Here is a 10398-nt window from a genome sequence, read left to right on the forward strand (position 1 = left end):
TTCCGCTGTTCCCACCCCCCACCAGCCACGCGCCGCACGCCGAATGCTGATTTTCGCTCTGCGGCGCATTCTCGGCATGATTCCCACCCTGCTGATTATCAGCGCGGTGTGCTTCACCGTGATCAAGCTCCAGCCCGGCTCGTTTACGGATCAGTACCTCGAAGATCCGCGTTTCACCAAAGCGACGGTGGCCGCCATCACCCGGCAGCTCGGCCTCGACCAACCGGCCATCGTGCAGTACGGACGCTGGCTGTGGGGCGTCATCACGCGGCTGGATTTCGGCTTTTCGTTTGCTTCCAATGCCCCGGTGATTACCCAGATTGGCGAGCGGCTGGGCTGGACGGTCTTTATCGCCCTGCTGACCTTGCTGGTGTCTTGGATCGTCGCTGTGCCGCTGGGCATTTACACCGCCTTCAACCGTCACGGCGTGGCGGCGAGCGTGGCGAACTTTCTGGGCTATGTGGGCCTAGCTGTGCCGGATTTTTTGCTGGCGCTGCTATTGGTGGTGCTGACGCTTAGGCTGGGCAGCCGCAATGTGGGCGGCCTGTTTTCGCCGGAGATGATTGATGCGCCCTGGTCGTGGGCCAGACTCGGCGATTTGCTGGCCCACCTGTGGATTCCGGTGCTGGCGGTGGGGCTGGAGGGCGTGGCGGGCCTGATGCGCCAGATGCGGGCCTCGATGCTGGACGTGCTGTCGCAGGACTATATACGGACGGCCCGTGCCAAGGGAGCTGCTCAGCGCACCGTGATCTGGCGGCACGCGGTCAGGAACGCCATCAACCCGCTGATCAGTCTCGCGGGGTTGAGCCTGCCGACCCTGATTTCCGGCACCATCATCATTTCGATTGTCATGAACTTGCCGACCATCGGGCCGCTCCTCTACGAATCGCTGCTCAACAAGGACCAGTACACCGCGCTGACCCTGCTGATGCTCTCGGCGGTGCTGCTGCTGATCGGCAATTTGCTGGCCGATTTGGTGCTGGCCTGGGTCGATCCACGGGTGAGGTACTCGTGACCACCCTGCCCACTCCTACGGCCGCCGCGCCCTCGCCGTTTGCGCTGGCCCTGCGCCGATTCCGCAAATCCAGGTTGGGTGTGCTGGGCGGCTGGATGCTGGTCGTGCTGTATCTCAGCGCCCTGCTCGGCGGTTTTCTCGCGCCCTACGGCATCACTACTCAGCATCAGGGCTTTGAATATCAGCCGCCCCAGCCGCTGCACTGGGTTCATCAGGGTCAATTCATGCGGCCTTTTGTCTACGGCTCCAAAACGGGACGCGACCCAGTGACGTTTGCCAAAACGAGTGTGCCGGACAGAACGACGCCTGTGCCAGTTGAATTTTTCGTGCGCGGCGAACCGTACAGTTTCTTCGGAATTCCAACGACTTTGCACCTGTTCGGCGTTGATGCTGGCCCCGAAAACAACCGGTTCTATTTCCCGTTCGGCACTGACCAACTGGGCCGCGATCTGTTCTCGCGCACCCTGGTCGGCGGGCAGGTCAGCCTGACGGTGGGCGTGGTGGGCATCCTCATCAGCTTTGCCATCGGCATCGTCATGGGCGGGCTGAGCGGCTACTACGGCGGGCGCACCGACAACCTGATTCAGCGCCTGGTCGAAGTGCTGCTGAGCTTTCCAAGACTGCCGATTTTGCTGGCCCTCTCGACGCTGATTCCGGCCCGCTGGCCCTCCACGTATGTCTACCTCGGCATCGTGGCGGTGCTGGCCCTGATTGGCTGGGCGAGCTTGGCGCGGGTGGTGCGCGGGCAGGTGCTCTCGGCCCGCAACGTCGAATACGTTTCGGCGGCGCAGGCGGTGGGCGCGTCGGATCTGCGGGTCATCCTGCGTCACATCGTGCCGAACCTGTCCAGTTTCCTGGTCATCACCGCCACCCTCAGCTTGCCCGGCTACATCCTCGGCGAAAGCACCCTCAGCTTCCTGGGCCTCGGCATCAAGGAACCGATGACCAGCTGGGGCCTGCTGCTCAAAGATGCGGGCAATTTGCAGACGGTCAACCTGTATCCGTGGCTGCTGCTGCCAGGAATATTCCTATTTGTGGCGGTGCTGGCCTTCAATTTCTTCGGTGACGCCCTGCGGGACGCGGCAGATACCCAGAGCCGCTGATTACCACCAGCCCGATTCATTCCAGATGAATTCAGCTTTTCACTTTTCTTAGAATCGGACTCTTCGTCTCAGCGCAGCTTCCGTAAAGACGGTGTACGTCTGGGCGCGGCAAAATTCTTAGCATTCGGTATTTATGCTATCTTCATTTTATCGCTACATTATTTCAAGGAGAAATCATGACCAAATTCGCCACCAAATTGTTTGCCCTTACTGCGTTGACCCTACTCGGCAGCGTTGCCTCCGCCGCCTCTATCCGCGATCAGATTTGCGCTGACGGCGTCTTCAACGCTGGTGTCAAATACGACAGCCCGCCTTTCGGCTTCGTGGACGAGAACGGCGACGTGACCGGCTTTGACGTCGATCTGGTCAAGGAAATCGGCAAAGACCTGACCGAAGTTTGCAAAAAGCCTATCAAAGTGGTCCTCAAGCAGGTCACCAGCAAAAACCGGATCGAGTTCGTGCAAAACGGCACCGTCGATATCGCCGCCTCCACCGCCACCGCCACCTACGGGCGGATGGACACGGTGGACTTTTCCAACACCTACTTCCTCGACGGTCAGCGCCTGCTGGTTCCGGCGGGCAGCCCGATCAAGAGTACCCGCGACTTGGCAGGCAAGCGGGTCGGCACCGCGCAGGGCAGCACTTCCGAACTCAACCTCAAGGCCGCCGCGCCCAAGTCCAACGTCGTGAGCCTTCAGCAGTACACCGACGCCTTCACTGCCCTCCAGCAGGGCCGTGTCGACGCCGTCAGCACTGACAGCACCATTTTGCTGGGCCTCAAGGCCAGTGCGCCTGATCCCAGCAAGTACGCCATCGTCGGGCCGTTTTTCAGCTCCGAGCCGTACGGCATGATCCTCAAGCAAAACGACAGCAAGTGGCGTAACTTCGTCAACGAAAGCCTCAGCCGCACCGGGGCCGACGGCACCTACAAAAAGATCTTTACCAAGTGGTTTGGCCCCAAAACCAAGTACGCCTTGCCCGATCCCAAGCGTGCTCAGGAAATTCCCGCGCAGTTCCCTGTGCGCCGCTGATCTAAGTACGCCAATGTTTATCTTTAGATAAGCCGAGCGGAGCGAGAGATGGGAAAAGTACGGCTAGATGGGAGTGGAGGGATGGAGCGCTCTTTGCGGGCAGGCCCGATAGGTGCCGCTCTGCCCAAGACGCGGAATCCCGAAACGGTAATCTTGCCGTACTTAAGCGTTTCTTAACCTCAAGTTGGGGGGGACGGAGCGGATGTTTCGTTCCCCTTTTTGGTGGATTCACGGCCAAAGGAGCGCCATGCAAAGAAGCGTGTATCAGCAAGTGATCGCCGTGGTGGTGGTCGTGGCCTTGGCGGTGTTTGCCTTTCTGCGGGTGCGGGCGGGTTTTGCCGCCAACAGCATCACCTTGGATTGGAGCATTTTCAGCAAGCCCAGCCAACTGACTCAGGGCACTTACCTCACCACTATTCTGATCGGGATGCTGCTGACCATCCGGCTGGCGCTGATCGGCATCGTGTTCGCCATGCTGCTCGGCACGCTGGTGGGCGTCTCAAGGCTGAGTCACAACCCGGTGGTCAACCGGGTGGCCGCCGCCTACGTGGAATTTTTCCGCAATACACCCTTGCTGGTTCAGATCTTTTTCTGGAACTTCGGAGTGATTAATGTCTTGCCTGCGCCGATCAAGAACTGGTTGTTCAACCACTCGCCCGAGCAGTGGGCCGTCATCGCGGCGCTGAGCGTCTACACCAGTTCCTACATCGCCGAAACCATTCGCGCCGGGATTCTCAGCGTGCCCAAGGGCCAGACCGAGGCGGCCAAATCGCTGGGCCTGAACGGCTCGCAGGTGCTGAGCCTCGTGACCTTGCCGCAGGCGTTCCGGGCGGTGTTGCCGCCGCTGGGCAGCCAGTTTCTCAACCTCACCAAGAACTCCTCGCTGGCCTCGCAGATCGGGGTGGCCGAGCTGTTTTACTACGGCACGCAGGTGCAGAGCTACACCTTCCGGGGCTTCGAGAGCATCACCGCCATCACGGTGGCTTACCTTGTTCTCAGCTTGACCATTACTTTCTTACTCAACTTGCTCAGCCGCCGCTTGGCGCTGCCGGGCCGTTAAGGGAGCTGAATAGATGACCGTTAAACCTTCGGTTCAGCCCAGCGGCGGCGCTTCGCTGGCGTGGCTCTCGTATTTCGTGCCAGGACTGGGCCAGTTGCTGGTCGGGCAAACCCTCTACGGCGTGCAGTTTCTGGCGGCTGCGGTGCTGGTGTGGGCCATCGCCTTTCCCGTCTTGCAGGGTGGAAGCTGGGACGGGCGGGCGCTGGCCCTGATCGCCATTGCCGCGCTGCACCTCGGCGCGGGTATCACCGCCGCCGCCGATCACCGCCGCCGCCAGGGTGCCGAGTTCACCTACGCCGCCCAACAGACCTACAAGCGCTGGTCGGTGATCGTGGCCAGCGCGGTGGTGCTGTTTATCGTCGGCCTGCTGGTGCGCTGGATCGTGACCTTGCCGAGTTGGAACGAGGTGCAGCGCAACTTCTTGTTCCTGCTGATCGGGCGCTTCCGCTCCGAGCAATTCGCCGACGAGATCTGGCGGCTGTGGGGCTTTGGGGCGCTGGTGCTGGGCGGCGGCGCGGCCTTTGCCATGACGCAGCTCAAAGCCAAATTTGCCTGGGTGCCGCTGGTGCTGGGCATCGTCGTTGGCGTAGTGGTGCTGTTTCCCACCATCAGTCCGCAGGTCAACATCGGCGGACTGGCGCTCAGCCTGATTCTGGCGATTCTGGGCATCGTGGGCGCGATTCCGCTGGGTCTGCTGTTCGGGGTGGGCCGCACCAATACCCTGCCGGTGATGCGCGGTCTGAGCACCATTTACGTGGAGCTGTTCCGCAGCTTGCCGTTTATCACGGTGATTTTCTGGTTCTTCATCTTCGTGCCCTACGTGCTGGGCGAGGGCACCCAGTTCTGGGCGGTAGTGGCGGCACTGGCGTTGTTTACCGGCGCTTACGTGGCTGAAATCGTGCGGGCAGGCATTCAGGCGCTGCCGACAGGTCAGGCCGAGGCGGCGCGGGCGCTGGGCTTATCCGGCACCCAAACCATGCTGCAAGTCATCTTGCCGCAGGCGGTTCGCAACATGATTCCGCCGCTGGTCGGGCAATTTATCAGCCTCTTCAAAGACACCTCGCTGGTCAGTATCATCGGTTTGATCGAGCTGGCCGGAGCTGGGCGCATCACCGCCAACCGGGTGGTCACGGCGACCTTTGAAATTTACCTGACGGTGGCGCTGCTGTATTTCATCTTTGCTTACCTGCTCTCGCTGCTGGCCCGCAGGCTGGAAGCGCCGACAGGGGCGCGGTAAGGTGAACGCTAGGCTTTTCGTACAAGCCCACTTCGCTCAACTTTTAAGGAGCCACCCATGACCGCGTCCCTCCAAAAACCCGCTTTACAGTCCAACGCCGAGCCGATCATCAAAGCGGTGGACGTTCACAAGAATTTCGGCAGCTTCCACGCCCTGCGCGGCGTCAACATGACCGTGCAGCCGGGCGAAGTGGTGGTCATCATCGGGCCGTCGGGCAGCGGCAAGTCCACCTTCATTCGCACCATCAATCGCCTCGAAGAACACGACAAGGGCACCATCATCGTGGACGGCATCGAACTCAAAGAAGGCCAGAACCTCGACGCCATTCGCCGCGAAGTCGGGATGGTCTTTCAGTCGTTCAACCTCTTTCCGCACCTGACCGTGCTGCAAAACGTGGCGCTGGCCCCCATGCGCGTTCGCAAGACGCCCAAAGCCCAAGCTGAAAAGCAGGCGATGGAACTGCTGACGCGGGTCGGCATCGAGGAGCAGGCCCTCAAGTTCCCGGCACAGCTCTCCGGTGGGCAGCAGCAGCGCGTGGCGATTGCCCGCGCCCTGGCGATGGAACCCAAGGTGATGCTGTTTGACGAGCCGACCTCGGCGCTCGATCCCGAAATGATCAAGGAAGTGCTGGACGTGATGAAGGGCCTGGCCCGGTCTGGCATGACCATGCTGTGCGTCACCCACGAAATGGGTTTTGCCCGCGAAGTGGCCGACCGGCTGGTGTTTTTCGACGAGGGCAACATCGTGGAGGACACCACGCCCGAAGAGTTTTACAACAACCCCAAACACGAGCGGGCCAAGGCCTTCCTCAGCAAAGTGTTGGGCCACTAAAAAGAGCGACAGCAAAAGCGGCGCGAGGAGCTTGATGGACAGGCTTTCCGCGCCGCTCTCTTTTGCGTATTTATCCTAGAGCGTTCAACCCCGTCAGATCGCGCCCCACGATCAGCGTGTGAATGTCGTGCGTGCCCTCATAGGTGTCCACCGTCTCGAGATTGAGCATGTGGCGGATCACCGGATACTCGGTGGTGATGCCGTTGCCGCCGAGTATCTCGCGGGCCAGCCGGGCACCTTGCAGGGCCACCCGCACATTGTTGCGCTTGGCCAGCGAGACTTGACCGAAGGTCATCTTGCCGCTGTCCTTGAGCTGGCCGAGTTGTGCCGCCAGCAAGAAGCCTGCCGAGTGATCCGTGACCATCCGCACCAGTTTGTCCTGCACCAGTTGGCGCGAGGCGATGGGCTTGGCGAAGGTGCTGCGGCTGACCGAGTAATCCAGCGCGGCCTGATACACCGCCTCCAACGCGCCCATCGCTCCCCAGGCGATCCCGAAGCGGGCTGAGGTCAGGCAGCCCAGGGGGCTTTTGAGGCCGCCGGAGCCGGGCAGCATATTCTGTGCCGGAATGCGGCAGTCTTCCAGCACGATTTCACCCGTGACGCTGGCCCGCAAGCTCATCTTTCGCTGAATTTTGGGCGTGGAAAAGCCTTTGGCGTCTCTCGGCACGATGAAGCCGCGGATCAGATCGTCGTCATCCTTGGCCCAGACCACCGCCAGATCGGCCACCGGGCTGTTGGTGATCCACATTTTGTTGCCGTTGAGCACGTAATCGCCGCCGTCTTTGCGGGCGCGGGTCCGCATGGCGGCGGGGTCGGAGCCGCCGTCGGGTTCGGTCAGGCCGAAGCAGCCGATCAGCTCGCCGGACGCCAGCCCCGGCAAGTACTGCTGCTTTTGCTCCTCGCTGCCGTAAGTGAAAATCGGGTACATGACCAGGCTGCCCTGCACACTGGCCGCGCTCCGCAGGCCGCTGTCGCAGCGCTCCAGCTCGTACATCATCGCGCCGTAAGCGCTGTAGCTCGCGCCCGAGCCGCCGTACTCCTCGGGCGTGGTCGGGCCGAGCAGCCCCTGAGCGCCGAACTCGCGCATTACCTCGCGCACCGGCAAATCGGCGTCGTCCCACCACCCGGCGATGTGCGGCATCAATTTGGCGTCCACGTAGCCGCGCACGCTCTGCATCACGAGCTGTTCATCGGGGCCGAGCAGCGAACGGGTTTGGAAGTAGTCGAGCATGAAGTCTCCTTGAGGTGGGGATTTAACTCTTTCCTTCTTGAGGGGTGATGTTTAGGAAATGGTCAGTAGTTGGTGGACAGAGTGTCGGATGCGCGACTTAAGATTAGGGCTTTTGCCCTAGCTCCCGCAAAATCTCCTCGCTGTGCTGGCCGAGGGTCGGCGGAGCGAGGCGCACGGCGGGCGTCACTCCGCCGATTTCCCACGGGGGAGAGGTGACGGTGGTGTGGCCCAGCGAAGCGTGCGGAACTGTTACCGCCACGCCTCTGGCCTGCACATGCGGGTCGGCAAACACTTCGGCCATGTCGTTGACCGGGCCGCACGGCACGCCCGCCACCTCCAATCGCCGCGTGACTTCCTCGCGCCCAAAGTGTGAGAGGGCCTCGGCCAGTTGCCGCTCGAGTTCGGGACGCTGCTGAACGCGCCGCTCGTTGGTGGCGAAGCGCTCGTCAGCCGCCATTTCGGGTCGGTCTAGAGCAACCCCCAGCTTGCGCCACAGCGCGTCATTGCCCGCCGCGATATTGATAAAACCGTCACCGCACTGGTACGTTCCGTAAGGTACGATGCTGCGGTGTTCGTTGCCGACGGGCACGGGGATTTCGCCGGTGGCCAGGTAGCGCCCGGTTTGGCTGCTGCCCAGCGCGATCACGCTTTCGAGCAGGTTCACGTCTAAACGCTCGCCCTGTCCCGTCTTTTCGCGCTGGTAAAGGGCCGCCAGAATCGCCTGGGTCAGCAGCGCTCCCGAGAACACGTCGGCCACCGCCACGCCCACCCGCAGCGGCTGACCGCCGGGTTCGCCGTTGTAGCTCATCATGCCGCCCATGCCCTGCGCGATCACGTCGTAACCGGCCCGCTCGCGGTAAGGCCCGCTTTGCCCGAAGCCGGAGACGCTGGCGTAGATCAGACGTGGGAATTCGGCGTGGAGTTCTTCCCAACCGAATCCCAGCCGCTCGAAGGTGCCGGGCCGGAAGTTCTCGACGATCACGTCGCTGCTGGCGATCAGGGCGCGTGCCGCCTCCAACCCCGCCTCGCTCTTAAGGTCAAGCACTAGACTGCGCTTGTTGCGGTTGACGCTCAGAAAATAGCTGGACTCGCGCCCGCCCTCTGATACCTGAAACGGCGGCCCCCAGGCGCGGGTGTCGTCGCCCTGCGGCGGCTCGACCTTGATCACGTCCGCTCCTAGGTCGCCCAGCAGCATGGTGCAAAACGGCCCGGTCAGCACGCGGGTAAAGTCGGCCACCCGCACGCCGGAGAGCATCATAACGGGTCACCTGTCAGGAAGGGAAGTGCGCTTAAACAGTAACTCAAGTGTGTTGGCAAAAGAAGTCCTAGCGAGTGGTTTTGGCGTTGATGCGCTACCCTAGCACGCCTTAAGGAGTGGAAACTGCGGCTCAAAACGTGGGAAGCCGACTTTGCCGCTCAGCTTACGGCGCGGCGCAGTCGGTCGGCCAAAACTACGGGCATGGACAAGCCTGCGACTGGTCAACTTCCGCTCAATGCCTTCCGGCGGCAGGACGAAACGCCCGACGAGCTGTTTTACCGCTCTCCACGCTTCGTGACCCACATTGACGACTGGGCCATCGCCGCCGTGACCCAGCTTTACCGCGAGTATTTTCCGGCAGGCGGGCGCGTCCTTGATGTAATGAGCAGTTGGATCAGCCACCTGCCGCCGGAAGCCGAGTACCGCCGGGTGGTCGGGCTGGGCCTCAACGAAGCCGAGCTGGCCCGCAACCCGCGCCTGGAGACCTACGTGGTGCAGAACCTCAACGCCGACGCGCACCTGCCGTTCGAGGATAATTCCTTCGACGCGGCGGGCCTGTGCGTCTCGGTGGATTACCTAACCGATCCGGTGGCGGTGCTGCGTGATCTGGGGCGGGTGGTGGCGGCGGGCGGGCCGGTGGTCATCAGTTTTTCCAACCGCTGCTTTCCCAGCAAGGCGGTGGCGATCTGGCATCAGCTCGATAGCGCGGGCCAGCAGAAGTTGGTGCAGCACTACTTGGAGGAAGCAGGCAACTGGACGGACATCGTGCAACTCGACCGCACCCCAGCCATGCAGGGGCGGCGCGGTGGCGATCCGTTGTGGGCGGTAGTGGGCCGGGCCAAAGCGGGGGAGTAAGTTGTGGGAAAGAATAGACGTCCTGCAAAAACCAGCTTGAGCACAGCCGGGCGAGATTACGGAGAGCCGCAATCAAATGAACTTGGAGCGGAAAACGCAGCTCGCGATGCCGGTGGACTTCTTTTAGAACGCGGAAAATCTTCAACCGCCGTTATCTACTCGAATCTTGCCAGGGGCAACCCGGCCCCGGGTTACCTCGGTGACGGTTCCGACGACCCGCTCAGCTGGGGTTCCCCCAATCCTGCACAGTTGTGGCTAAGCCACTAAAGCTTGCCTATCGGCTTCCAGTGGAGTCAAGTACCCCAGTGTCGAGTGCAGTCTCTTTAGGTTGTAGTACACCTCGACATACTCAAAGATTGCCCGCCTTGCCTGTCCACGGGTTTCATAGACCTGGTCGTCAACCAACTCGCGTTTGAGAGTCTCAAAAAAGCTTTCTTAGACAGCATTATCCCAGCATTACCCCTTGCGACTCATGCTGCACACCATACCCCTCTGTGCGAGGGCAGTCTGGAACAGACCGCTGGTGTACTGGCTTCTTGGGCAGAACGGACGCCCATGAGGACGCCTGCCCGGTGGATTCAAGCGGTCATCGCAACAGCAGCGTCAACCCCGTGTAGTGCGCGTTCAAAGGCCTCATGAGGGGTCTGCCACCCCAGAACTTTGCGGGGTCTGGCATTTAGCGTCTTCGCTACAGCCTCTAAGTCGTCTGCGCTGTGCAGGCTCAAATCCGTGCCTTTCGGAAAGTATTGGCGTAAGAGGCCATTGGTATTTTCGTTT

At 61.5% G+C, this 10398-nt stretch carries 10 protein-coding genes and 1 pseudogene; 7 read left to right on the forward strand and 4 right to left on the reverse strand.

Annotation, left to right across the window (positions count from 1 at the left end; all coding sequences use genetic code 11):
- The first annotated feature begins 43 nt into the window (after positions 1-43).
- The 6 genes from FNU79_RS16535 (at position 44) to FNU79_RS16560 (ending at position 6277) form a co-directional block, all read left to right on the forward strand.
- The gene (locus tag FNU79_RS16535) at positions 44-1015 is read left to right on the forward strand and encodes an ABC transporter permease (RefSeq protein ID WP_143721900.1); all 972 of its coding nucleotides are present in this window, start codon (positions 44-46) and stop codon (positions 1013-1015) included.
- Positions 1012-2118, forward strand: a complete 1107-nt coding sequence (locus tag FNU79_RS16540) for an ABC transporter permease (protein ID WP_143721901.1) — start codon at positions 1012-1014, stop codon at positions 2116-2118. The genes FNU79_RS16535 and FNU79_RS16540 overlap by 4 nt, the downstream gene beginning before the upstream one ends.
- Before the next feature lie 176 nt (positions 2119-2294).
- Complete coding sequence (locus FNU79_RS16545) at positions 2295-3149, forward strand: ABC transporter substrate-binding protein (protein ID WP_124874446.1); 855 nt, start codon at positions 2295-2297, stop codon at positions 3147-3149.
- Between the two features lie 247 nt (positions 3150-3396).
- Positions 3397-4209 carry an amino acid ABC transporter permease gene (locus FNU79_RS16550; RefSeq protein WP_143721902.1) on the forward strand — a complete coding sequence of 271 codons (813 nt, stop codon included), beginning with the start codon at positions 3397-3399 and terminating at the stop codon, positions 4207-4209.
- 13 nt (positions 4210-4222) lie between these two features.
- Positions 4223-5446: an amino acid ABC transporter permease gene (locus FNU79_RS16555; RefSeq protein ID WP_143721903.1), complete on the forward strand. Its 1224-nt coding sequence runs from the start codon at positions 4223-4225 to the stop codon at positions 5444-5446.
- A gap of 57 nt (positions 5447-5503) precedes the next feature.
- Positions 5504-6277, forward strand: a complete 774-nt coding sequence (locus FNU79_RS16560) for an amino acid ABC transporter ATP-binding protein (protein ID WP_143721904.1) — start codon at positions 5504-5506, stop codon at positions 6275-6277.
- 70 nt (positions 6278-6347) lie between these two features.
- On the opposite strand, the gene FNU79_RS16565 is transcribed toward FNU79_RS16560, so the two are convergent.
- Both FNU79_RS16565 and FNU79_RS16570 read right to left on the reverse strand, forming a co-directional pair.
- Complete coding sequence (locus FNU79_RS16565; RefSeq protein WP_143721905.1) at positions 6348-7508, reverse strand: acyl-CoA dehydrogenase family protein; 1161 nt, start codon at positions 7506-7508, stop codon at positions 6348-6350.
- Between the two features lie 103 nt (positions 7509-7611).
- Entirely contained in the window at positions 7612-8766 is a 1155-nt protein-coding gene (locus FNU79_RS16570) for a CaiB/BaiF CoA transferase family protein (protein ID WP_143721906.1), read from the reverse strand.
- A gap of 201 nt (positions 8767-8967) precedes the next feature.
- Between FNU79_RS16570 and FNU79_RS16575 the strand changes: the two genes are divergently transcribed.
- A complete protein-coding gene (locus tag FNU79_RS16575; protein ID WP_143721907.1) occupies positions 8968-9621 on the forward strand; it encodes a class I SAM-dependent methyltransferase in 654 nt (217 codons plus the stop codon).
- Positions 9622-9876: 255 nt separating this feature from the next.
- Here the strand turns inward: FNU79_RS16575 and FNU79_RS16585 are convergent.
- Together FNU79_RS16585 and FNU79_RS16590 are read right to left on the reverse strand one after the other, a co-directional pair.
- Positions 9877-10206, reverse strand: a pseudogene (locus FNU79_RS16585) (transposase); the annotation flags it as partial.
- Positions 10200-10398 (reverse strand): IS30 family transposase (locus tag FNU79_RS16590; RefSeq protein ID WP_143721909.1); only part of this gene is annotated, 199 nt, incomplete at its 5' end. The pseudogene FNU79_RS16585 and the gene FNU79_RS16590, both read right to left, overlap by 7 nt.

The sequence above is a fragment of the Deinococcus detaillensis genome (genome assembly GCF_007280555.1).
GTDB classification, from domain to species: Bacteria; Deinococcota; Deinococci; order Deinococcales; family Deinococcaceae; genus Deinococcus; species Deinococcus detaillensis.

Coding starts and splice junctions, on each gene's coding strand:
- FNU79_RS16535 (WP_143721900.1), top strand. CDS start 44: ATGCTGATTTTCGCTCTGCGGCGCATTCTCGGCATGATTCCCACCCTG.
- FNU79_RS16545 (WP_124874446.1), top strand. CDS start 2,295: ATGACCAAATTCGCCACCAAATTGTTTGCCCTTACTGCGTTGACCCTA.
- FNU79_RS16550 (WP_143721902.1), top strand. CDS start 3,397: ATGCAAAGAAGCGTGTATCAGCAAGTGATCGCCGTGGTGGTGGTCGTG.
- FNU79_RS16555 (WP_143721903.1), top strand. CDS start 4,223: ATGACCGTTAAACCTTCGGTTCAGCCCAGCGGCGGCGCTTCGCTGGCG.
- FNU79_RS16560 (WP_143721904.1), top strand. CDS start 5,504: ATGACCGCGTCCCTCCAAAAACCCGCTTTACAGTCCAACGCCGAGCCG.
- FNU79_RS16565 (WP_143721905.1), bottom strand. CDS start 7,508: ATGCTCGACTACTTCCAAACCCGTTCGCTGCTCGGCCCCGATGAACAG.
- FNU79_RS16570 (WP_143721906.1), bottom strand. CDS start 8,766: ATGATGCTCTCCGGCGTGCGGGTGGCCGACTTTACCCGCGTGCTGACC.
- FNU79_RS16575 (WP_143721907.1), top strand. CDS start 8,968: ATGGACAAGCCTGCGACTGGTCAACTTCCGCTCAATGCCTTCCGGCGG.